Annotated in this window: 17 protein-coding genes; 10 read left to right on the top strand and 7 right to left on the bottom strand. The window is 65.6% G+C overall.

Going from position 1 to position 22,082, the window contains the following annotated elements; genetic code table 11:
* Window positions 1-28: 28 nt before the first annotated feature.
* From secD to fabV, 3 genes are all read left to right on the top strand, one after another.
* On the top strand, window positions 29-1,885 hold the full coding sequence (gene secD, locus AC5P57_RS05530; protein WP_495219500.1) for a protein translocase subunit SecD: 1,857 nt from the start codon (window positions 29-31) through the stop codon (window positions 1,883-1,885).
* Between the two features lie 16 nt (window positions 1,886-1,901).
* Entirely contained in the window at window positions 1,902-2,882 is a 981-nt protein-coding gene (gene secF, locus AC5P57_RS05535; RefSeq protein ID WP_099552309.1) for a protein translocase subunit SecF, read from the top strand.
* 707 nt (window positions 2,883-3,589) lie between these two features.
* On the top strand, window positions 3,590-4,849 hold the full coding sequence (fabV, locus tag AC5P57_RS05540) for an enoyl-ACP reductase FabV (RefSeq protein WP_099552307.1): 1,260 nt from the start codon (window positions 3,590-3,592) through the stop codon (window positions 4,847-4,849).
* A gap of 107 nt (window positions 4,850-4,956) precedes the next feature.
* On the opposite strand, the gene AC5P57_RS05545 is transcribed toward fabV, so the two are convergent.
* The 3 genes from AC5P57_RS05545 to AC5P57_RS05555 form a co-directional block, all read right to left on the bottom strand.
* Window positions 4,957-7,026: an EAL domain-containing response regulator gene (locus AC5P57_RS05545; protein WP_262235619.1), complete on the bottom strand. Its 2,070-nt coding sequence runs from the start codon at window positions 7,024-7,026 to the stop codon at window positions 4,957-4,959.
* Between the two features lie 91 nt (window positions 7,027-7,117).
* A complete protein-coding gene (locus tag AC5P57_RS05550) occupies window positions 7,118-8,302 on the bottom strand; it encodes a BaiN/RdsA family NAD(P)/FAD-dependent oxidoreductase (protein ID WP_099552306.1) in 1,185 nt (394 codons plus the stop codon).
* Window positions 8,299-8,847, bottom strand: a complete 549-nt coding sequence (locus AC5P57_RS05555) for a YaeQ family protein (protein ID WP_099552305.1) — start codon at window positions 8,845-8,847, stop codon at window positions 8,299-8,301. Before AC5P57_RS05555 ends, AC5P57_RS05550 begins: the two co-directional genes overlap by 4 nt.
* Window positions 8,848-8,970: 123 nt before the next feature.
* Between AC5P57_RS05555 and AC5P57_RS05560 the strand changes: the two genes are divergently transcribed.
* A complete protein-coding gene (locus AC5P57_RS05560; protein WP_262235620.1) occupies window positions 8,971-9,849 on the top strand; it encodes a pseudouridine synthase in 879 nt (292 codons plus the stop codon).
* Window positions 9,850-9,855: 6 nt separating this feature from the next.
* On the opposite strand, the gene AC5P57_RS05565 is transcribed toward AC5P57_RS05560, so the two are convergent.
* Window positions 9,856-10,344: a YaiI/YqxD family protein gene (locus tag AC5P57_RS05565; protein WP_059034065.1), complete on the bottom strand. Its 489-nt coding sequence runs from the start codon at window positions 10,342-10,344 to the stop codon at window positions 9,856-9,858.
* A gap of 302 nt (window positions 10,345-10,646) precedes the next feature.
* On the opposite strand from AC5P57_RS05565, the gene AC5P57_RS05570 reads away from it, so the two are divergent.
* The 4 genes from AC5P57_RS05570 (at window position 10,647) to AC5P57_RS05585 (ending at window position 14,522) form a co-directional block, all read left to right on the top strand.
* Window positions 10,647-10,856 carry a cold-shock protein gene (locus AC5P57_RS05570; protein ID WP_004153307.1) on the top strand — a complete coding sequence of 70 codons (210 nt, stop codon included), beginning with the start codon at window positions 10,647-10,649 and terminating at the stop codon, window positions 10,854-10,856.
* A gap of 153 nt (window positions 10,857-11,009) precedes the next feature.
* Window positions 11,010-11,699, top strand: coding sequence for a glutathione S-transferase family protein (locus tag AC5P57_RS05575; protein WP_262235621.1), 690 nt, complete (start codon window positions 11,010-11,012; stop codon window positions 11,697-11,699).
* Between the two features lie 32 nt (window positions 11,700-11,731).
* Complete coding sequence (locus tag AC5P57_RS05580) at window positions 11,732-13,297, top strand: protein adenylyltransferase SelO (RefSeq protein ID WP_495219501.1); 1,566 nt, start codon at window positions 11,732-11,734, stop codon at window positions 13,295-13,297.
* A 688-nt stretch (window positions 13,298-13,985) separates the two neighbouring features.
* On the top strand, window positions 13,986-14,522 hold the full coding sequence (locus AC5P57_RS05585) for an adenine phosphoribosyltransferase (RefSeq protein WP_032128313.1): 537 nt from the start codon (window positions 13,986-13,988) through the stop codon (window positions 14,520-14,522).
* Window positions 14,523-14,697: 175 nt separating this feature from the next.
* Here the strand turns inward: AC5P57_RS05585 and dbpA are convergent, their stop codons facing one another.
* A complete protein-coding gene (gene dbpA / locus AC5P57_RS05590) occupies window positions 14,698-16,074 on the bottom strand; it encodes an ATP-dependent RNA helicase DbpA (RefSeq protein ID WP_099552300.1) in 1,377 nt (458 codons plus the stop codon).
* 152 nt (window positions 16,075-16,226) lie between these two features.
* Window positions 16,227-17,306 (bottom strand): YeiH family protein, encoded by a 1,080-nt coding sequence (locus AC5P57_RS05595; protein ID WP_099552299.1) that lies wholly within the window; start codon window positions 17,304-17,306, stop codon window positions 16,227-16,229.
* Between the two features lie 102 nt (window positions 17,307-17,408).
* Here AC5P57_RS05595 and AC5P57_RS05600 point away from each other — a divergent pair, with 102 nt between their 5' ends.
* Together AC5P57_RS05600 and AC5P57_RS05605 are read left to right on the top strand one after the other, a co-directional pair.
* The gene (locus AC5P57_RS05600; protein ID WP_262235623.1) at window positions 17,409-18,284 is read left to right on the top strand and encodes a LysR family transcriptional regulator; all 876 of its coding nucleotides are present in this window, start codon (window positions 17,409-17,411) and stop codon (window positions 18,282-18,284) included.
* 348 nt (window positions 18,285-18,632) lie between these two features.
* Window positions 18,633-20,513, top strand: a complete 1,881-nt coding sequence (locus AC5P57_RS05605) for an ATP-binding cassette domain-containing protein (RefSeq protein ID WP_495219502.1) — start codon at window positions 18,633-18,635, stop codon at window positions 20,511-20,513.
* 146 nt (window positions 20,514-20,659) lie between these two features.
* On the opposite strand, the gene AC5P57_RS05610 is transcribed toward AC5P57_RS05605, so the two are convergent.
* Window positions 20,660-22,063, bottom strand: a complete 1,404-nt coding sequence (locus AC5P57_RS05610) for a RelA/SpoT domain-containing protein (protein ID WP_495219503.1) — start codon at window positions 22,061-22,063, stop codon at window positions 20,660-20,662.
* Window positions 22,064-22,082 lie beyond the last annotated feature (19 nt).

The following is a 22,082-nucleotide window of genomic DNA, read 5'->3' on the forward strand; positions in this document are numbered from 1 at the left end:
GGGGATGGCGCCGCGCGGGACCCAAGCAATGCTCGAATTTCCACGCTGGAAGTACGTCGTCATCCTGATCGTACTGGTGCTCAGTGCGCTGTACGCACTGCCCAACATCTACCAGAAGGACCCGGCCGTCCAGATCACCGCCAACCGTGGCGGAACGGTCGACGACGCGCTGCGCGACCGTGTTCTGGCCGACCTGAAGAAGGCCGGCGTGGACACCATCGGTGCCGAGAAGGAAGGGGAGAGCCTGATTGTCCGCCTGCCGGACCTGAAGGCGCAGTCCGCCGCCAGCGACGCCCTGCGTGACACCGTCGGCGAGAAGTACACCGTGGCCCTGAACCTGGCTTCGACCGTGCCGGACTGGCTGGCCAACCTCGGCGGTCGTCCGATGGTGCTGGGCCTGGACCTGCAGGGTGGTGTGCACTTCGTGCTGCAGGTCGACCAGAAGGCCGCCCTGGACAAGCGCCTGGACGCCTACACCGAAGACGTGCGCAGCACCCTGCGTGACGCACGCATCGCGTACCAGTCGGTGGAGCGCCGCGCTGACAACAGCATCGTGGCCAACCTGAGCCCGTCCGCCGGTGATGACGCCGCGCAGCGTGCCCGTACGGCCCTGGTCAAGGCGCAGCCGACGCTCGGCTACGACGTCAGCGGCAACCGCATCACGGTCACCGTGCCGGAGACCGAGATCGCGCAGATCGCCAATGGCGCCATCGAGCAGAACATCAACACCCTGCGCAACCGCGTGAACCAGCTCGGCGTGGCCGAGCCGATCATCCAGCGCCAGGGTGCCGACCGCGTGGTCGTGCAGCTGCCCGGCGTGCAGGACACGGCCGAAGCCAAGCGCATGATCGGCGCCACCGCCACTCTGGAATACCGTGCGGTGGTCGAGGGCAACGCGCAGGACGCGATCGACTCCGGTCGTATCCCGCCGGAAGCGAAGGTCTATCAGCGCCGTGACGGCGGCGGTCCGATCCTGCTGAACAAGCGCGTGATCGTCACCGGCGACCAGATGGTCGGCGCGCAGGCGGTGACCGACTCCACCAGCGGTGCACCGGCGGTCAGCGTGACGCTGAACAACGTCGGCGGCCAGCGCATGTTCGATTTCACCAGCGCCAACGTGAACAAGCCGATGGCGGTGGTGTATACCGAGCGCGTGCCGACCGTGACCATGGTTGACGGCCAGGAAGTGCGTGGCTTCAAGGTCAACGAGGAAGTGATCTCGGTGGCCAACATCAACGGCGTGTTCGGCAAGAACTTCCAGACCACCGGCCTGCAGAAGAAGGAAGCCGACGACCTGGCCAAGCTGCTGAAGTCCGGCTCGCTGGCCGCGCCGATGGACTTCGTCGAAGAGCGCGTGGTCGGCCCGAGCCTCGGCGCCGAAAACGTCAAGAACGGCATGCGCGCGGTGGTGTTCGCGTTCCTGTTCACCCTGGTGTTCTTCAGCGTGTACTACCGCATGTTCGGTGTGATCACCTCGGCAGCGATGCTGTTCAACCTGCTGATCGTGGTGGCGGTGATGTCGCTGTTCGGCGCGACCATGACCCTGCCGGGCTTCGCCGGCCTGGCGTTGTCGGTCGGCTTGTCGGTGGACGCCAACGTGCTGATCAACGAGCGTATCCGTGAAGAACTGCGTGCCGGCGTGCCGGGCAAGACCGCGATCGTGACCGGTTACGAGCGTGCCTCGGGCACCATCCTCGACGCCAACCTGACCGGCCTGATCGTCGGCGTGGCGCTGTTTGCATTCGGTACCGGTCCGCTGAAGGGCTTCGCGCTGACCATGATCATCGGTATTTTCGCCTCCATGTTCACCGCGATCACCGTGTCGCGTGCGCTGGCGACGCTGATCTACGGCCGTCGCAAGAAGCTCCAGAACGTGGCCATCTGACGGGACGACACGCACAATGAAACTGTTTCCGCTGCACATCCTCCCGAACGACACCAAGATCGACTTCATGCGTTGGCGCCATGTCGCCATGGCAGTCACCATCGTGGTGTTCCTGGCCTCGATTGCCATCATCGGCATCAAGGGCTTCAACTACGCGCTGGACTTCACCGGCGGCACCCTGATCGAAGCCCGCTTCGACAAGGCGGTGGACGTCGAGCAGGTCCGCAACAAGCTCGAGCAGAATGGCTTCGAAGGCGCCCAGGTACAGAGCGTCGGTGGCAACACCGACCTGCTGATCCGCCTGGCCCCGCACGGTGAGCATGCGCCGGGTACCGGTGACGCCGCCGCCGAGGACAAGGCCACCGCCGCAGCCGTGGTGAAGGCCCTGTCCACCGCCGACAACCAGGCCACCGTGCTCCGCAACGAGTTCGTGGGCCCGCAGATCGGCAAGGACCTGGCGATGAATGGCCTGTACGCCACCATCTTCATGCTGGCCGGCTTCCTGATCTACATCGCGGTGCGCTTCGAGTGGAAGTTCGCGGTCACCGCCAGCATCGTGGCGATGTTCGACCTGATCGTGACGGTGGCTTACGTGTCCCTGCTGGGCCGTGAGTTCGACCTGACCGTGCTGGCCGGCCTGCTGTCGGTGATGGGCTTTGCGATCAACGACATCATCGTGGTCTTCGACCGCGTCCGCGAGAACTTCCGCAGCCTGCGCGTGGATTCGATGGAAGTGCTGAACCGTTCGATCAACCAGACGCTGTCGCGTACGGTGATCACCGCCGTGATGTTCTTCCTGTCCGCGCTTGCCCTGTACATGTACGGCGGCAGCTCGATGGAAGGCCTGGCCGAGACGCACATGATCGGTGCGGTGATCGTGGTGCTGTCCTCGATCCTGGTGGCGGTGCCGATGCTGACGATCGGCTTCCTGCGCGTCAGCAAGCAGGACCTGCTGCCGAAGGCAAAGGACGTCGAGGCCCTGGCCCGTCGCCCGTAAATGCCTGCTGCCCGCAGCACACAGAGAACCCCGCGCAAGCGGGGTTTTTTGTTGGCAGGGCTTGCAGCCCTGCACCTGCTCAATGCAACGGCAACTTCAAAAGCCGGAGCAGCATTCCGTGGGATGGCGGGGCACTGTGGGTTTGCGGGGACGCCGTAAACCCATCCATGGGGGCTTGGTCGCCGCATCCATGCGGCTCACACCCCGCAAACCCACAGTGCCCCGCCTTCGACAGGTTCATGCGGCTGTTGGTAGGTGTCGACCTTGGTCGACACATCTGTCAGATATCGAATGAGTCATCCACGCATGGCGTGGATCTACTGTGTCGACCAAGGTCGACACCCACCAGAGCAGAATGCCGTCCTGACAGATCGCGGAAAACTGTCGAAGGCGGGCGGGGGGCCGGTTGCGGGGGTGTCCGCGGCATGGATGCCGCGGCCAAGCCCCCAAGGATGGGTCTACGGCGTCCCCCGCAACCGGACCCACCACGCCAATCCTCAGGAACCCAGCTTCTGACGTTGCTTCTGCCCTGGCCGTTGCTTCGGCAGGTGCAGGGCGCAGCCCCGCAAAGAGAAACACAACCCTACGCCAGCGTCGGTTGTGCATTCGGCCCCCGCGCACTACGATCCTGCGGTTCGCGCGCGCAGGCGCGCACCCGTATTCCTGCTGAGCGCCCCGTGCGCCGCATCTGCCAACCCGAGGTATCCATGGTCATCAAACCGCGCGTCCGCGGCTTCATCTGCGTCACCACCCACCCGACCGGCTGCGAAGCCGCGGTCAAGCAGCAGATCGACTACATCCGCGCGCGTCCGCCCATCCAGAATGGTCCCAAGCGCGTGCTGGTCATTGGTGCCTCCACCGGCTACGGCCTGGCTGCACGCATCACCGCCGCGTTCGGCAGCGGCGCCGCGACCCTGGGCATCTTCTTCGAGCGCCCGGGCACCGAATCCAAGCCGGGCACCGCCGGCTGGTACAACTCCGCCGCGTTCCACAAGTACGCCGACGAAGCCGGCCTGTACGCCAAGAGCATCAACGGCGATGCCTTCTCCGATGAAGTGAAGGCCAGGACCATCGAGATGATCAAGGCCGATCTCGGCCAGGTCGACCAGGTCGTGTACAGCCTGGCCGCGCCACGCCGCAAGCATCCGAAGACCGGCGAGATCATCAGCTCCACGCTGAAGCCGATCGGCGAGCCGATCACCCTGCGTGGCCTGGATACCGACAAGGAAGTGCTGACCGAAACCCATCTGCAGCCAGCCACTCCGGAAGAAATCGCCGGTACCGTTGCGGTGATGGGTGGTGAGGACTGGCAGATGTGGATCGATGCGCTGGCCGATGCCGGCGTGCTGGCCAATGGCTGCACCACCACCGCCTTCACCTACGTGGGCGAAGAGATCACCCAGGCGATCTACTGGAACGGCTCGATCGGTGCCGCCAAGAAGGACCTGGACACCAAGGTGCTGGGCCTGCGCGAGAAGCTGGCCAGGATCGGCGGCGACGCGCGCGTGTCGGTGCTGAAGGCCGTGGTCACCCAGGCCAGCTCGGCCATTCCGACCATGCCGCTTTACCTGTCGTTGCTGTTCAAGGTGATGAAGGAAAAGGGCACCCACGAAGGCTGCATCGAACAGCTGGATGTGCTGTACGACATCCTCTACGGCGGCAAGGCCGACGGCGTGGCAATCGATCGCCTGCGCCACGATCTGGTCGATGGCGATGGCCACACCGTTGCGCTGGTCGATGAGGAAGGCCGCCTGCGTGCCGACTACAAGGAAATGGCGGCGGACGTGCAGGGCAAGGTGGTAGCGCTGTGGCCGCAGGTGACCAACGAGAACCTGTACGAGATCAGCGACCTGGCCGGCTACAAGGCCGACTTCCTGCGCTTGTTCGGCTTTGGCGTGGAGGGCGTCGACTACGAGGCCGACGTCAACCCGGACGTGAAGATCGACAACCTGGTCGACATGACCTGATCAATGAAAAGGCCGGCGAAAGCCGGCCTTATCTTTGGGTAGTGCCGGGCGCTGGCCGGCAACCCTGGGTACCAAAGGCTGCCGGCCAGCGGCCGGCACTACCCCGGTCACCCGAACTCGAACCCCATCTCCGGCAGCGCCGGGCCGACGAAGTCGCCCTGCACGTAGTCCACGCCGGCACTGAACAGCAGGGTCATCGAATTGGCGTCGCTGACGAACTCGGCGATGGTGCGGATGCCGGCTTCCTGCGCACGCGCGGTGATCTGGCTGATGCGGTCGATGTTCTCGCGGGTGGCCGCCAGATCGCTGGTGAAACCTCGGTCCAGCTTGAGGAACTGCGGCTGGAAGTGGGCCAGCAGCTGGAACGAGTCCAATCCCGAACCAAACTGCTCCAGGCCGATGCGGCAGCCCAGGGGCGCCACTTCGGCAAGGAACTGCTGCGCGCTGCGCAGATGGGTGAACACCTTCGCCTCCGGTGCATGCAGCCACAGCCGTTCGCCGGGCACACCCTGTGCCTGCAGTTCGCGCCGCAGGGTAGCGATCATCTGCGGGTCATCGAACGACTCCGGCGTCACCTTCACCAGGACCTGGGTGGCATGGCCCTCGCGGGCGCGCTGGCCCAGTACGGCGATGGCCTGAGAAACCACCCAGCGGTTGATCTCCGCCAGCAGCCCGTACTCCTCTGCGATGCCAAGGAACGCAGTCGGGCTCAGCAGTTCGCCGTTGTGCTCCAGGCGCAGATAGGCTTCGTACAGCTCCAGCGGCTCGCCCTGCAGGTTCAGCACCGGCTGGTAGTGCAGCTGGAAGCCGTCGCCGGCCAGTGCTTCACGGATACGGGTGACCCAGCGCAGCACGCGCTCTTCCTCGACGCGGTCGGCCGCGGCCGGATCGAAGATGCGGCAGGTATTGCCCAGTTCGGCGGCGGCATGCGTGCACTCGCTGGCGCGTGCGAGCACCTGGCCGATGCTGGCGATCTTCTCGCCCACCTGTACGCCACCGATGCTGACCGTCACCGTGGCCGAGCGCGCACCGATGCTGAACACATGCGCTGCATACGCTTCGCGGATCCGCTCGGCCAGTGCCACGGTCTGCGCGTAGGGCCCGGCCTGCAGCACGGCGAAACTGTGTTCACCGAAGCGGGCCAGCTGGGCCTCCTGACCGACCACGTCGGCCAGCAGCGACGCCAGTGCGCCGATCAGGGTGTCGGCTGATGCCAGGCCGATGTCCGGCAACAGGCGCGCATAGTGGTCCGGCTCGATCAGAAGCAGGCCGAACTGGCCTTCGCTGCGGCCGGCCTGGGCCACCGCGCTTTCCAGTTGCAGCATGAAGGTCGGGCGGTTGAGCAGGCCCGTGACCTGGTCGCGCTGGCGCAGGTCCTCCACTTCGCGGGCCAGCTCCGGATCGAATTCCATGCGGCGGCGAAGCACCACCTGCAGGCAGGATTCGCCTTCGTAGGTGGCAGCGGTGAATTCCATGGTTGCCGCGAACGTACTGCCATCCTCGTGGCGGGCATCGAGCTGGTACTGCGGCGGCGGCGCCTCGCCGCGGCTGAGGCCCTTCAGCAGCTGCTTGAAGCCCTCCACATGCTGCGCGGCGACCATGTCCAGCAGCGAGATGCCTTCGATGTCGTCGAACTGCTCGTAGCCGAACATCTCCAGGTAGGCATCGTTGGCACGGATGTGCATGCCTTCGTGCACGTAGGCGATGGGATCGCGCGAAGAGGCGATCAGCGCATCGCAGCGGCGCTCGGTCTCACGCATCTGCGCCTCGATGCGGCGCAGGCCGCGACGGGCCTGCAGGTCCACCCATTGGTCGCGGACCACAGCCAACAGATGCTCGGAGCGCTGGCGGAGGGCGAGGGCACGGATGCCGTGGCTGCTGGCCTGCACCAGCTCGTCCTCGTCGATGCGCTCGGCCAGCAGCACCAGCGGGATGTCCTTGCCACTGGCGGCGATGTGCTGGGCTACCAGCGGCAGCGGGATGCCCTGCGAGGGCGACGCCAGCACCAGGTCGATGGCCTGGCTGGACAGCACCTGGGACAGCTCGGCCGCATCCTGCGGCCGCCAGGGCCGCACCGCGATGCCGCTGTTGCGCAGGGTGCTGACAATGGCTTCGGCATTTTCGCCGCTGTCATCGACGATCAGCAGGCGGATGGTGATGTCGTTCGCGTTCTGCATGCACTGCTCCCCAATCTGCGAATCTAGATACACGATGCGCGGCGAACCGTCCATGCGCGCACCCCTTGCGCGCATCGAACGGCGATCTGGTTCACACCACGCCCCCGGCCGCGTGGCCGCTGGCCCAGGCCCACTGGAAGTTGTAGCCGCCCAGCCAGCCGGTCACATCCAGCACCTCGCCAACGAAATGCAGGCCGGGCACGCGCTTGGATTCCATCGTCGAGGACGACACCTCAGCGGTATCCACGCCGCCCAGGGTGACTTCGGCGGTGCGATAGCCCTCGGTGCCGCTGGCCACCAGCGGGAACGCGCCCAGCAGCTGCGCGGCCTGGCGCAGCACCGGCTCGTCCAGCTGGCGCACGGGCCGGTCGGGCAGCCAGTGTTCGCACAGGCGCTGCGCCAGTCGCTTGGGCAGCACCTCACCCAGTACCGTGCGCAGCTCGGCGGCCGGGCGCTCGCGCTTCATCTGGCGCAGCCACTCGCCGGCATCCTGGCCGGGCAGCAGGTCCAGCTCCAGCGCGTCGCCGGGTTGCCAGAACGAGGAGATCTGCAGGATCGCCGGTCCACTCACGCCGCGATGGGTCAGCAGCATGAAGTTCTGGAAGCTCTTGCCGTTGCAACGCGCCTCGATCGGCAGGGCGACACCGCTCAGATCGGCCAGCCGCTCCTGGTGCTTGCCGCTGAGTGTCAGCGGCACCAGGCCGGCGCGGGTCGGCAGCACCTGATGGCCGAACTGGCGGGCAATTTCGTAGCCGAAGCCGGTGGCACCCATGCTCGGAATCGACAGGCCGCCGGTGGCCACCACCAGCGAGGCGCAGTGGAACAGGCCATCGGTGGTGTGCACGCGGAAACCGTCGCTGCCGTGCTCGATGCGCTGCACGCTGCACCCGGTGCGGATCTGCGCGCCGGCCGCCTGGCATTCCTCCACCAGCATCTTCACGATCTGCTTGGACGAGATGTCGCAGAACAGCTGGCCCAGTTCCTTCTCGTGATAGGCGATGCCGTGCTTGCTGACCAGCTCGATGAAGTGCCAGGGCGTGTAGCGCGCCAGCGCCGACTTGCAGAAGTGCGGGTTGGCCGACAGGAAGTTGGCCGGGCTGGTGCCGGTGTTGGTGAAGTTGCAGCGGCCACCGCCGGACATCAGGATCTTCTTGCCGACCTTGTTGGCATGGTCGATCACCTGCACCTGGCGGCCGCGCTGGCCAGCCGTGATCGCGGTCATCAGCCCGGCCGCGCCGGCGCCGATGACCACCACGTCGCAGCGGGTCGTGCTCATGCCTTGGCGCGCTTGCGCCAGTTCGGGATCACGTCGAGCTGCATCTGATCGTTGAGCAGCTGCACTTCACCGTCCTGGATCAGCACGCTCCAGCGCATCGCGCGCTGGACCTGCTGGCCCCAGCGTTCGACGAACTCACCGTCCAGATCAACTACCGACAGGTTGTCGAAGCGCGCCAGGCTCTTGCCCTGCTTGCCCCACCAGATGTCCGAGGCATTGCCGCCGTAATTGATCACCTGCACCTGGCGGCTGCGGTTGCTGGCCTTGCGGATGCGGGATTCGTCGGGATGGCCCAGGTCGATCCACTGCAGGATGTCGCCGGTGTAGTCGTGTTCCCACAGGTCCGGCTCATCGTCGGTGCTCAGGCCACGGCCGAACTCCAGGCGGTCTCCCGCATTGAGGGCGAAGGCGAGCAGGCGCACCATCAATCGTTCGTCGGTCTCGGACGGGTGCTGGGCCAGGGTCAGGTTGTGGGTCGCGTAGTAACCGCGATCCATGTCGCTGATCTGCAGCTCGGCCTTGCGGATGGTGGCGGTAAGAGCCATGGGGGATCCGTGGACTAAAGACGACAATGATAGAGGTTTGATCCTGGGGTGTCCGTTGCAGGGCTGTCTGCACGACGTCAACGTGGCACGCTTGCATGCTTTCCCGCCGCAGGAATGGACCCGATGACCCTGCCCAGCCGCCTGCAGCTGCCGCCCGGCCACTGGCCCAGCCTGCTCGAAGGCCTGTGCGCACGTTTCCCACGCATCGACCGTGCGCAGTGGCAGGACCGCTTCGCGCGTGGCCGCGTGCAGGACGTGCAGGGCAGGGCGCTGTCGCCGGACATGCCCTGGCAGGTGGGGCTGGAGATCCAGTACTTCCGCGAGGTGGCTGACGAACCGGTGATTCCCTTCGCCGAGACCATCCTGCATCTGGATGAGCACCTTCTGGTGGCCGACAAGCCGCACTTCCTGCCGGTGACGCCGGCCGGACGCCATGTGCGTGAAACCCTGCTGGCGCGCTTGATCGCACGTACGGGCAATACCGGGCTGGTACCGCTGCACCGGCTGGACAGGCTGACCGCTGGCCTGGTGCTGTTCTCGGCGAAGGCGGCTACGCGCGATGCCTACCAGCGGCTGTTCCGCGAGCGCCGCATTGAAAAGATCTATGAGGCGCTGGCACCGGCGCTGCCGGGGCTGGAGTTCCCGCTGCAGCGGCACAGCCGGCTGGCGCCGGACGAGCCGTTCTTCCGCATGGCCGAAGTGCCGGGCGAGCCCAATGCGCGCAGCCTGATCGAGCCGATCGAGGCCGAGGGGCCGATCTGGCGCTACCGGTTGAAGCTGGAAACCGGCCGCAAGCACCAGTTGCGCGTGCACATGGCCGCGCTGGGCGCGCCGATCGAGGGTGATGACCTTTACCCGCAGCTGCAGTCGCGGCCGGAGGGCAGCGCCGAGCCACCGCTGCAGCTGCTGGCACAGGCGCTGGCCTTTGACGATCCACTCACCGGGGAGCCGCGGCGGTTCAGCAGCCAGCGGCGCCTGCGCCGAATGGACCCGGGCGGCTAGCGCGGGTCAGCGGGCCGGGCGCCGCGCCAGCCAGCGGTCCAGTTCGGCGGCGAACAGCTGCCGGTCGCGCGGCCCCAGCGGGGGCGGTCCGCCGGTCTGCACTCCGGCACCGCGCAGCTCCTCCATGAAATTGCGCATCGACAGCCGCTCGGCCATGTTGTTCGGCGTGTACAGCTGGCCGCGCGGGTTCAGCGCCACGGCCTTCTTCTCCAGCACCAGTGCAGCCAGCGGGATGTCCTGGGTGACCACCAGGTCGCCGGCGGCCACCCGTTCGACGATGGCACTGTCGGCCACGTCCAGGCCTTGCGGCACCTGGATCGAGCGCAGCCAGCGCGACGGCGGGGTGCGGATCCACTGGTTGGCGACCAGGGTCAGCTCGATCCCGACCCGTTCAGCGGCACGGAACAGGATGTCGCGAATGACGGTGGGGCAGGCGTCCGCGTCCACCCAGATGCGGGGGAGGGCGGGTTCAGCTTGGGTTTCAGCTTCAGTCATTTGCCCAGTGTAGGGTAGGAAAAACCTGAATGGGGACTCGGAGTTAGGCTTGATCGGCTGCCAAGCCTTGTCACGCCTAGCGGGCGGGGTTTGCCCATGAACGTCCGGGCTATCGCTTTTTGCAGAAAACACGCGTATCGTTCGACCCACTGTGTTTGCTAGGGTCACCGTGAATCGTGGCCTGGTGCAGTTGATCTCACGATCCGCTCATCGATCCGCTTTACCAACGCCTGCAACTCAGTCTCGGCCCCGATACCCGGTGGCTGCGATTTTTTTCAACATGTGTTTCAGGAGTTAGTCAAATGTCTGATCGTCAGACCGGCACCGTCAAGTGGTTCAACGACGCCAAGGGCTTCGGCTTCATCACCCCGGAAAGCGGCCCGGACCTGTTTGTGCACTTCCGTGCCATCCAGGGCACCGGCTTCAAGACCCTGCAGGAAGGCCAGAAGGTTACCTTCATCGCCGTCCAGGGTCAGAAGGGTATGCAGGCTGACCAGGTGCAGGCGGTCTAATCCGTCTGCTACCGTTGGGTAGCCAGAACGCCGGAAGCGGAAGCTTCCGGCGTTTTTTATTGCCTGCCGTTTTGTAGAGTCGAGCATGGCTCGACTCTACAAAGGGCATGCAGCCGCCGCGGTAGGATGTGGGCCTCCCCAAGGATCATCCTCATGCGCATCGTCCATCACCTGGAAAACTCCCGTTCCCTGCGCGTGCTGTGGATGCTGGAGGAGCTGGGGCTGGACTACGAGCTGCGGCGCTATCCGCGCGATCCAAAGACGCTGCTGGCACCGCCGGAGCTTCGCAATGTGCATCCGCTCGGCAAGTCGCCGGTACTGCAGGATGGCGGACTGGTGCTGGCCGAGTCCGGTGCCATCCTCGACTACCTCGCCGACCGCTATGACACCCAGCGCCAGCTGTCGCCGTCACCGATGCCGGCCGATGGCGCCGAGCGCATCGCCTACCGCTATTGGCTGCACTACGCCGAAGGCTCGGCGATGCCGCCGCTGCTGCTGACCCTGGTGATGGGCCGCATCCGCAACGCGCCGATGCCGTTCTTCGCCCGTCCGATCGCGCGCAGCATTGCCGACAAGGCCGAGCGTGGCTTCATCGGCCCACAGCGGCGCCTGCACCTGGACTGGATGGAGCGTCGGCTGACCGAAAGCCCATGGTTTGCCGGCGAGCGCTTCAGTGCGGCCGACATCCAGATGAGCTTCCCGATCCAGGCGGCCGCCGCGCGCGGTGGTGGCCTCGACGACAAGCCGGCACTGCGTGGCTTCCTCAAGCGCATCAGCGAGCGCCAGGCCTACCAGCGTGCCGAGGCCCACGGCGGCCACCTGCAGGCGCTCGGCGGCAATTGAGGAGGGCCGCCGTCGTCCCCATCTTCAACCCCATGGATACCGACAGCCCCCGTTTCGACAACCGCCTGCTGCATGCCTTGCCGGGCGACCCCGAATCCGGCCCGCGCAGGCGTGAAGTGCTGGGCGCCGCCTGGTCGCCGGTGATGCCGACGCCAGTGGCCGCTCCCACGCTGCTGGCCTGGGCGCCGGACGTCGCCGCGATGCTCGGCTTCAACATCACTGAGGTCGAGAGCGAGGGCTTTGCGCGCGTGTTCGGCGGCAATGCGCTGTACGCCGGCATGCAGCCTTGGGCAGCCAACTACGGTGGCCATCAGTTTGGTCACTGGGCTGGCCAGCTCGGCGATGGCCGTGCGATCTCGCTGGGTGAACTGGTTGCGCCGGATGGCCGCCACTGGGAGCTGCAACTGAAGGGCGCCGGCCCCACGCCGTACTCGCGCGGCGCCGATGGACGCGCAGTGCTGCGCTCATCCATCCGCGAATTCCTGTGCAGCGAGGCCATGCACCACCTGGGTGTGCCGACCACGCGCGCGCTGTCGCTGGTCGGTACCGGCGACGACGTGGTGCGTGACATGTTCTATGACGGCCATCCGCGTGCCGAGCCTGGCGCCATCGTATGCCGGGTGTCGCCGTCCTTCCTGCGCTTCGGTTCCTTCGAGCTTCCGGCATCGCGCGGGGAAACCGCCTTGCTGCAGCAGCTGGTTGATGCCTGCATCGCCCGCGACTTCCCCGAACTGCAAGGGCAGGGCGAAGCGCTGTACGGCGACTGGTTCGCGCAGATCGCGGTGCGCACCGCCGAGATGATCGCGCACTGGATGCGTGTCGGCTTCGTGCATGGCGTGATGAACACCGACAACCTGTCCGTGCTCGGCCTGACGCTGGATTACGGTCCCTATGGCTGGGTCGAGGACTTCGATCCGGACTGGACGCCGAACACCACCGACGCGCAGGGGCGTCGCTACCGCTTCGGCACGCAGCCGCAGGTGGCGTACTGGAACCTGAGTCGATTGGCGCAGGCACTGTCGCCGTTGTTTGCCGATGTGGCGCCGCTGCAGGCTGGATTGGCCGCATACCAGTCGACCTTCGTGGCCTGCACGCGCCGCGATGCTGCCGCAAAGCTCGGCCTGGCCGCAGCCGACGATGACGACCTGCAGCTCTTCCTGCGCTGGCAGCAGCTGATGCAGGACGGCGGCATGGACATGACCCTGGCCTGGCGCGCGCTGATGCGCATCGATCCGTTGGCACCGGACACAGCAGTGCTGGAGGCGGTGTACTACGACGAGGCACGCCGGCAGACGGTGCAGGCACCGTTGCAGCAGTGGCTGCAGGGCTACGCGGCGCGGCTGCAGGCCGATCCGCTGTCGGCGACTGAGCGCGCGGCGAAGGTGGCCGCAGCCAATCCGCTGTACGTGCTGCGCAACTGGCTGGCGCAGGAGGCCATCGATCGCGCCGAGCAGGGCGACCTTGGCGGTGTACATGCGTTGCAGGACGTACTGCGTGATCCATACACCGAGCGCGCCGGGCTCGAGCACTTTGCCGGCAAGCGCCCGGCCTGGGCCGACAATCGTGCCGGCTGTTCGATGCTGTCCTGCAGTTCCTGAGGGTGGGTTTCGGCAGGGCTGCGCCCTGCACCTGCAGAGGCCAGGTCAACAGCCAGAGCAAAAGCTGGATTCCGTGGCTTGGCGGGGCGGTGTGGGAGTGCGGGGACGCCGCAAGTACGTCCCTGTAGGCTTGGCAGCCGCATCCATGCGGCTGACACCCCGCACTCCCACACCGCCCCACCTCCGACAGATTCCCGCTGCTGTGGGTAGGTGTCGACCTTGGTCGACACGGTAGATCCACGCCATGCGTGGATGCTCTTCGTTCAATTCTTGAAATATTCGATTTCGATGGAGATTCATCCACGCATGGCGTGGATCTACGACAGATCGCAGGAAACTGTCGAAGGCGGGATGGGTCCGGTTGCGGGAGTGTCCGCGGCATGGGCCCGAGGCATGCCTCGGGCGGGTTGGGCAGGACGCCCAACCCCGGTCTTGCCGTGTGCGCAGGACAGCGCACACGAGCAAGCCGCGGCCAAGCCCCCACGGACGGGTTTACGGCGTCTCCCGCAACCGGACCCACCCCGCCATCCCACAGGAAACCCGCTGTTGCTCTTGCTGTTGCCGTTGAGGTTGCCGGCCAGCGGCCGGCACTACCGCAGGTGCCGGGTGCAACCCGGCCGAACACCCCCGACAGGCAGGCGGCGCCCGGAACAGGTACCCTATGCCGCCATCAGATAGCCAACGTGACATGACCGACGCCATCGTCGCTCCGCAGTGGGCCTCCCGCCTGCGCGACATCGCCGACTTCCCCAAGCCCGGCATCCTCTTCAAGGACATCATGCCGCTGCTCGCCCACGGCGAGGACTTCCGTGGTGCGATCACCGCGATGGCCGACCGTTGGCGCGACCAGAAGCTGGACGCGGTGATCGGTATCGAATCGCGTGGTTTCATCCTTGGCGCCGCGATGGCGCTGGAACTGGGTGTCGGCTTCGTGCCGGTGCGCAAGCCGGGCAAGCTGCCGGGCCAGGTGCTGCGCGAGGAATACACGCTGGAATACCGCAGCGACTGCATCGAAGTGCACGCCGATGCGCTGCCGGCGGGTGCCCGCGTGGCGATCATCGACGACGTGCTGGCCACTGGCGGCACGCTGGTCGCTGCGCTGTCGCTGGTGCGCCGCCTGGGCGTTGACGTGGTCGGTGCCGGCGTGCTGGTCGAACTCGACGGCCTCGGCGGCCGTGCGCGCTGGGAAGCGGACCTGCCGCTGCACACCGAACTGGTGTTCTGATCGAAGGGCAGGTGCCAACCAAGGTTGGCATCTACCAGAGCGAATGGCCGGGAACCGGTAGTTGCCAACCTTGGTTGGCAGCGCTTTTCGCGACTGACGCCACGGAGTGGGCCAACCACGGTTGGCCACTACCCGGTCAGATCGTTGCCAACCGTGGTTGGCAACGCTGCTTCAATCACATCATCCGCACGCGGAACCGGCGGCCCTTGATCTTGCCGGCTTCCAGCTTGGCCACGGCCTTGTTGGCCTGCTCACGCGCGATCGCCACATAGGAACGGGTCGGGAAGATCGCGATCTTGCCGATGAACTTGCTCGACAGGCCGGCATCACCGGTCAGTGCACCGAGGATGTCGCCCGGGCGCAGCTTGTCGGTCTTGCCGCCGTCGATGCGCAGCGTGCGCATTGCCGCCTGTGGCAGCTCGGCCGGGCGCGCGGTCGCCAGCGGCGTCTTCTGCCAGTCCAGCGGCTGCCCCATCTGCGCTTCGATGGCTTCGGCGCGGGTCTTTTCGCGGCCGGCCACCAGGCTGATCGCCAGGCCGCTGGCACCAGCACGGCCGGTGCGGCCCACGCGGTGCTGGTAGCTCTCCACGTCGGTCGGCAGTTCGTAGTTGATCACCGCCGCCAGTTCTTCCACGTCCAGGCCGCGCGCGGCCACGTCGCTGGCGACCAGCACGTTGCAGCTGCGGTTGGCCAACAGCAGCAGCACTTCCTCGCGGTCGCGCTGCTCCATGTCGCCGTGCAGGGCGAGTGCGGAGAAGCCGAACTGCTGCAGGGAATTCGCAACCTCGTCCACATCCTTGCGGGTGTTGCAGAACACTACCGCCGATTCCGGCGTGTACTTCAGCAGCAGGCCGGCCAATGCCTTCTGGCGGTGCGCCGGTTCCACCTCGCAGAACATATGGCGGATCGCGGGTGCCTGGTCGGCGCCCTCCACGGTCACTTCCACCGCATCGCGCAGCAGGTCACGCGCCATGGCGCGGATGCTGTCGGGGAAGGTGGCGGAGAACAGCAGGCTCTGGCGGTCCTTGTGGGTGCGGCCGGCGATCTCGCGGATCGGTTCCTCGAAGCCCATGTCGAGCATGCGGTCGGCTTCGTCCAGCACCAGCGTGCGCACCGCGCCAAGATTCAGCGCGCGCTTGCGCGCCAGCTCCTGCACACGGCCGGGGGTGCCGACGACCACGTGCGGGTCATGGCCTTCCAGCGATGCCAGCTGCGGACCGAGTGGCACGCCGCCGACCAGCAGCAACAGCTTCAGGTTGGGGATGCCGGTGGCCAGCTTGCGGATCTGCTTGCCGACCTGGTCGGCAAGTTCGCGGGTCGGGCACAGCACCAGCGCCTGCACGCGGATCACGCTGGGGTCGATGGACTGCAGCAGGCCCAGGCCGAAGGCGGCGGTCTTGCCGCTGCCGGTCGGCGCCTGTGCGATCACATCGCGGCCATCGAGGATGGCCGGCAGGCTCTGCGCCTGCACGGGGGTGAGAGTGGTGTAGCCGAGGGCATCCAGGCCGGGCTGCAGGGCCGGGCTCAGCGGCAGGGTCGAGAAGTCAGTCATGGCGCATTGTACCCGTCCGGAAGGCAGCTCCCGCCTAATGGGGCGGGGTCGGATCCCTTTCCGCAGGAAAGGGCTCTGACACCATCGGAGTCGTCATCCACGCATGGCGTGGATCTACGGGTTGGTGCCGACCCTGGTCGGCACGCTTCTGCTCAGCCCAGCACCGCCAGCACACCCTGGTGGATCGCCAGGCCGCCGAACAGCAGCCAGGCGAACAGGATCAGTGCCAGCAGCAGCGGCTTCAGGCCCGCCTGGCGCAGCGCCGAGACGTGGGTGGTCAGGCCCAGCGCGGCCATCGCCATCGCCAGCAGCACCGTATCCAGCTGCACCAGCCCCGCCTGCAGGCCGGCCGGCAGCAGATGCAGCGAGTTGAACCCGGCCACCGCCACGAAACCGAACGCGAACCACGGCACCACGATGCGCGCCTTGCTGCCGTCGGCGCTGGTCTTGCCGCCACGGGCCAGCCACAGTGACAGCGCGATCAGGAACGGCGCCAGCAGCATCACCCGCACCATCTTGGTGATCACCGCCGTGTCGGCCGCTGCTTCGTTGACCGCACGGCCGGCCGCCACCACCTGTGCCACTTCATGCACCGTCGCACCGGTGAACAGGCCGTACTGCCGCGCGTCCATCGCCAGCCAGCCGTGCGACTGCACCAGTGCATACAGCGCCGGGTACAGGAACATCGCCAGCGTGCCGAACACCACCACCGTCGAGACCGCGACGGTGACATGCGCAGCGCGGCCACGCACCACCGGTTCGGCAGCCATCACCGCTGCCGCACCGCAGATCGCGCTGCCAGCACCGATCAGCATGGCTGCCTCGCGCTCCATCTTGAACACGCGCACGCCCAGCCAGCAGGCCAGGCCGAAGGTGCTGGCAACCACCAGCACGTCCATCAGCACGCCAGTGACGCCGACATGGCCGATGTCCTGGAAGGTCAGGCGCAGCCCATACAGCACGATGCCGGCGCGCAGCAGCCAGTGCTTGGAAAAGCCGACACCGGCCGCGCTGCTCGGTGCCAGCCGCGGGTAGAACGTGTTGCCGACCACGATGCCGGCGACGATGGCGACGGTCAGCGCGCTCAGGCCATGTGCCTGCAGCCACGGCAGCTCGGCCAGGTACAGCGACGCCGCCGCGATCAGGCCCACCAGCAGGAGGCCGGGCAGGCGTGGCTGCCAGCGTTGGCGCAGGGCGGGCAGGGACCAGGGGGAGAGGGCGGGGGCGTTCATGGCAGGGGCAGGGCTGGAGTGATGGGGCAAGCGTGCGCCCGGGACGATGACCTGTAAAACGAATAATATTGGTGAAACCTACCCATCAAGAAGGTAAGTGCCATGCGCCTGACTTTGCGCCAGCTGCAGGTCTTCGTCGCCATCGCCGATCACGGCAGCACTACCGCCGCGGGCCAGGCCATCGCGCTTTCGCAGTCGGCCAGCAGCGCCGCCCTGCAGGAGTTGGAAGCGCACTTCGGTACCCCGCTGTTCGACCGCATCGGCCGCCGCCTGGCGCTGAACGGGCACGGCCGCGCACTGCTGGAGCCGGCGCGCACCCTGCTGGTCAACGCCGCCGATCTGGAGCGGCAGCTGGCTGCCGGCGGCGACCCATCGCAGGGCGCACCGCTGCGGTTGGTGCTGGCCGCCAGTACCACCATCGGCAATTACCTGCTGCCGCCGCGCATTGCCGAACTGCTGCGCCAGGCGCCACAGGCCGAGGTCGACCTGCGCATCGACAACAGTGCCGGCGTGGTCGCTGCCGTGCAGCGTCTGGACGTGGACGCCGGCCTGATCGAAGGCCCGTGCCACGAGCGTGGCCTGCAGGTCACGGCCTGGCAGCAGGACCCGCTGGTGATCGTCGTTGCCGCCGACGCCCCCGCGCGCTGGACGCTGGATGAACTTCGCGCCGCACGCTGGCTGCTGCGTGAGCCCGGCTCCGGCACCCGCGAAGCCGTCGAACAGGCCCTGTTGCCGCACCTGCGTGGCTTCGCCCAGACCCTGCAGCTGGGCAATACCGAAGCGATCAAGCAGGCCGCCATCGCCGGCCTCGGCCTGGCCTGTCTTTCGCGTCACGCGCTGGAAGAGCCCCTGGCCCTCGGCCGCCTGCGCGTGCTCGAGACTCCGCTGCCCGCCCTGCAGCGCACGCTGTGGCTGGTACGTCACCCGGGCAAGCAATGGCTGCCGGGGTTGCAGGCGTTGCTGGGGGAGGTGGGGTAATCCATCAGAACCCCAGTCGATCCCATCCATCGACAGTCCCTCCAGCGTTCATCCACGCATGGCGTGGATCTACCGTGTCGACCAAGGTCGACACCCAGCAGAGCAGAATGCCGTTCCGACAGATCGCGGGAAACTGTCAGAGGCGGGGTGATGTGGGTCTGCAGGACCGTTGGCGCCATGGATTGTGCCAACGAGCCCCCAAGGATGGGTTTACGGCGTGTCCTGCAGACCCACACCGCCCTGCCATCCCACAGGAAACGAGCTTTGGCTGTTGCTTCGGCAGCAGCAGTGGCCTCTGCGGGTGCCGGGTGCAACCCGGCCGACGCCCCCAACCCGTACAATATCCGGATGCCTCTGATTACCCTACAGAACGTCGACTTCAGTGTCGGCGGCCCGTTGTTGCTGGAAAAGGCCGAACTGTCGATCGAGCCGGGCGAACGCATCGCCCTGATCGGCCGCAACGGCGCCGGCAAATCCACCCTGCTCAAGCTGCTGTCCGGCGACCACAAGCCCGATGACGGCGAAGTCCGCGTGCAGCAGGGCGTGCGCGTCACCCGCCTGGAGCAGGAAGTGCCACACGGCGCCGCCGGCTCGGTGTTCGACGTCGTCGCCGATGGCCTCGGCGAACTGGGCCAGTGGCTGGCCGAATTCCACCAACTCAGTCATGCCGAAGTATTCGATGGCGAAGCCCTCGGCAACGTGCAGGCCAAGATCGACGCCGCCAACGGTTGGGGCCTGGACCAGCGCGTCAGCGAAACCCTGACCAAGCTCGACCTGGACGGCGAGGCCGAGTTCGGCCGCCTGTCCGGCGGCATGAAGCGCCGCGTGCTGCTGGCCCGTGCACTGGTGTCCAGCCCCGACGTACTGCTGCTGGACGAACCGACCAACCACCTGGACATCGAAGCCATCGACTGGCTCGAAGCATTCCTGAAGGGCTGGAGCGGCAGCGTGGTGTTCGTCACCCACGACCGTCGCTTCCTGCGTGCACTGGCCACCCGCATCGTCGAGATCGACCGCGGCCAGGTCACCAGCTGGCCGGGCGACTGGGCCAACTATGAGCGCCGCCGCGAGGAACGCCTCAACGCGCAGGCGCAGGAAAACGCGCGCTTCGACAAGCTGCTGGCGCAGGAAGAAGTGTGGATCCGGCAGGGCATCAAGGCCCGTCGTACCCGCGACGAAGGCCGCGTGCGCCGCCTGAAGGCGATGCGCACCGAGCGTTCGCAGCGCCGCGACCTCAGCGGCAACGTCAAGATGGAAGCCGCGCAGGGCGTCAGCTCCGGCAAGAAGGTCATCGACGTCAAGGACATTTCGTTCGCCTTCGGCGAGCGCACCATGGTCCGCGACTTCACCACCACCATCCTGCGCGGCGACCGCATCGGCCTGATCGGCCCCAACGGCAGCGGCAAGACCACGCTGCTGAAGCTGCTGCTGGGCGAACTGCAGCCGGCCAAGGGTGAGGTCAACGCCGGCACCAACCTGCAGATTGCCTATTTCGACCAGTACCGCGCGGTGCTGCGCGAAGACTGGAGCGCGATCGAGAACGTGGCCGAAGGCCGCGATTTCCTCGAGTTCAACGGCAAGCGCAAGCACGTGCATGCCTACCTGCAGGACTTCATGTTCACCCCGGAACGTGCGCGTGCGCCGATCACCCGCCTGTCCGGTGGCGAGCGCAACCGCCTGCTGCTGGCCAAGCTGTTCGCGCAGCCGTCCAACCTGCTGGTGATGGACGAACCGACCAACGACCTGGACGTGGAAACCCTGGAGCTGCTGGAAGAGTTGCTGGGCGACTACACCGGCACCCTGCTGCTGGTCAGCCACGACCGTGACTTCATCGACAACGTGGTGACCTCCACGCTGGTGATGGAAGGCGATGGCGTGATCGGTGAGTACGTCGGCGGCTACAGCGACTGGCAGCGTTACGCGGCAAGTGTGGCGACGCCTGCTGCCGCTCCGGCAGCCAAGCCGGCGGCAGCTGCACCGGCCGCCACGGCCGCTGCTCCGGCGGCGCCCAAGCGCAAGCTGGCCTACAAGGAAGCGCGCGAACTGGAGCAGCTGCCGAAGACCATCGAGAAGCTGGAAGGCGATGTCGAAGGCCTGACCTCGGCGATGAACGATCCGTCGTTCTACACCCGCAGCAGCGCCGAAGTGACCGCGCACACCCAGCAGCTGGCCAAGGTGCAGGCCGAGCTGGATGCCGCTTACGCGCGCTGGGAAGAGCTGGAAGGCTGAAGCGAGGAAAGCTCGGTCAATGCATCAAAGCAATGCATGATTGGAAAGATAAAGTGCGGGCAAAGGTCTGCACTTTGCTTGGGTTAGGTGGCCACTTCCAATTGGTATCTCCTTTTTTGGGAGAGCAGACTACTTGGAAGAGCTGATTACTTCCCCGTGAACTTCTTGTAACTCTTCACTCGAGTGATGGGTATGCGCTTTTTACGGCCGGAAATGCGTTCTTCGTGGTTCCATGCATCAAACAGTGTCGAGCGCATTGGAGGAATGAGCTCGGCGGCGCGCTCAGACGTAATAAAGCTAGTCCAGGTGAGCCACGTCGGCAGTGATGCGTTTTGATAAGAACCCATTCTCACAGGTGGGAGGGTGGGCGAAGATCCCAGTCCTGCGCTGGCAGTCACATCCTGCCACTGATTTAGCTTCGATAGCTCCATCGGCAAGTTGAGTGCTGTTGATAGGGAGGGAGGGGCAGGTGGAATTCGGTTTGCTCTAGCGGTCGGATAGTGTCTTGGCTTCTCGCACAAGCGAGAAACTCGATCTATGAAGACACCCGCATCGAGGAAGTAGTTGGGGTAAGTTCGGCGCAGCTGATGTATTGTCCCGCCAGCGACTAGAACCGGGTTGAGTGGTTGTCCCTGAGCTGCGAGCTCTTCGACAGCTGCGTAACTCTCGTTTGCCTCGTCCAGTTTTGATTCAGAGAACTGCGTGACTTTTAGCATCCTGGTTTCTGTGTTTAGAACCACCAGATGATAGGCTGCGGGTGAGCTCCTTCCGTTCTGTATTGAATCTGCGGCAATTCTGAAACCGCGCAGCATAAAAAGGACGTCCAAATTCCTTTCAGCTTCCGCTAGGTCTTTGCTTATTTCATCGATGCCAAGTCCGCGGTAGTCTTCATGAGGGGGGGTGCCTTCTTGGATAGCAAATGCTGCACTCGCTAGTTTAAAGAAGCGCGCCCAATCTGGGTGAGGTCGTCCAGCCTTGATTGCCTGTTTGGCAAATATGTCGACAGTCTCGACTGCGGTTGCCCACGCATGTTGAAGGCGGGTTCTAAGCTGTAGTTCTACCGAAAGTCCATTATATTGAGGAGCCTTGGCGCTTTCGTAGCGATAGACCAAGTGGATGCTCCGGTAGCCATCTTCTTTTGGGGACTGTACGTAATCGTAAGTGTTGCGAAGCTCGTGCCTTAGCGCTCTTTCGCGGTATATCTCGTGAATTTTCTTCAGTGCAGAAATATCAGGAACAACCGCGCGCAGTCCGGCTACGTCCTGCATTCGTTCCAATTTCATCCCGCGCTGACGGTGAAGTTTTGCTTCAATCGATGGTAGTCGCTTCAGACGTTCGCCAACTAAAGAGCGCTCAGCTGTTCGATTTCCAAGCTTTTTGAGGCGCTGCCTCAGCGTTGCTTGAAAAGTGTTAAGAGGGTATGCGTGAGCAGCGCGCCAGTTAGTAATAATTGGCATTACGGCCGCAATTTGTTCAGGATTCCCTTGATAGAGGATTTCTCCTGCACGGCGAATTTGACCTCGGGTGTACTCCAGCTTTACAAATCCCATTTCAATCCCTTGAACAGAA

The sequence above is a fragment of the Stenotrophomonas sp. YJH_SMC_79 genome (genome assembly GCF_059367995.1).

Excerpts from the sequence above, each read along its gene's own strand:
- secD (WP_495219500.1), top strand. The coding sequence starts at position 29 with ATGCTCGAATTTCCACGCTGGAAGTACGTCGTCATCCTGATCGTACTG.
- secF (WP_099552309.1), top strand. The coding sequence starts at position 1,902 with ATGAAACTGTTTCCGCTGCACATCCTCCCGAACGACACCAAGATCGAC.
- fabV (WP_099552307.1), top strand. The coding sequence starts at position 3,590 with ATGGTCATCAAACCGCGCGTCCGCGGCTTCATCTGCGTCACCACCCAC.
- AC5P57_RS05545 (WP_262235619.1), bottom strand. The coding sequence starts at position 7,026 with ATGCAGAACGCGAACGACATCACCATCCGCCTGCTGATCGTCGATGAC.
- AC5P57_RS05550 (WP_099552306.1), bottom strand. The coding sequence starts at position 8,302 with ATGAGCACGACCCGCTGCGACGTGGTGGTCATCGGCGCCGGCGCGGCC.
- AC5P57_RS05555 (WP_099552305.1), bottom strand. The coding sequence starts at position 8,847 with ATGGCTCTTACCGCCACCATCCGCAAGGCCGAGCTGCAGATCAGCGAC.
- AC5P57_RS05560 (WP_262235620.1), top strand. The coding sequence starts at position 8,971 with ATGACCCTGCCCAGCCGCCTGCAGCTGCCGCCCGGCCACTGGCCCAGC.
- AC5P57_RS05565 (WP_059034065.1), bottom strand. The coding sequence starts at position 10,344 with ATGACTGAAGCTGAAACCCAAGCTGAACCCGCCCTCCCCCGCATCTGG.
- AC5P57_RS05570 (WP_004153307.1), top strand. The coding sequence starts at position 10,647 with ATGTCTGATCGTCAGACCGGCACCGTCAAGTGGTTCAACGACGCCAAG.
- AC5P57_RS05575 (WP_262235621.1), top strand. The coding sequence starts at position 11,010 with ATGCGCATCGTCCATCACCTGGAAAACTCCCGTTCCCTGCGCGTGCTG.
- AC5P57_RS05580 (WP_495219501.1), top strand. The coding sequence starts at position 11,732 with ATGGATACCGACAGCCCCCGTTTCGACAACCGCCTGCTGCATGCCTTG.
- AC5P57_RS05585 (WP_032128313.1), top strand. The coding sequence starts at position 13,986 with ATGACCGACGCCATCGTCGCTCCGCAGTGGGCCTCCCGCCTGCGCGAC.
- dbpA (WP_099552300.1), bottom strand. The coding sequence starts at position 16,074 with ATGACTGACTTCTCGACCCTGCCGCTGAGCCCGGCCCTGCAGCCCGGC.
- AC5P57_RS05595 (WP_099552299.1), bottom strand. The coding sequence starts at position 17,306 with ATGAACGCCCCCGCCCTCTCCCCCTGGTCCCTGCCCGCCCTGCGCCAA.
- AC5P57_RS05600 (WP_262235623.1), top strand. The coding sequence starts at position 17,409 with ATGCGCCTGACTTTGCGCCAGCTGCAGGTCTTCGTCGCCATCGCCGAT.
- AC5P57_RS05605 (WP_495219502.1), top strand. The coding sequence starts at position 18,633 with ATGCCTCTGATTACCCTACAGAACGTCGACTTCAGTGTCGGCGGCCCG.
- AC5P57_RS05610 (WP_495219503.1), bottom strand. The coding sequence starts at position 22,063 with ATGGGATTTGTAAAGCTGGAGTACACCCGAGGTCAAATTCGCCGTGCA.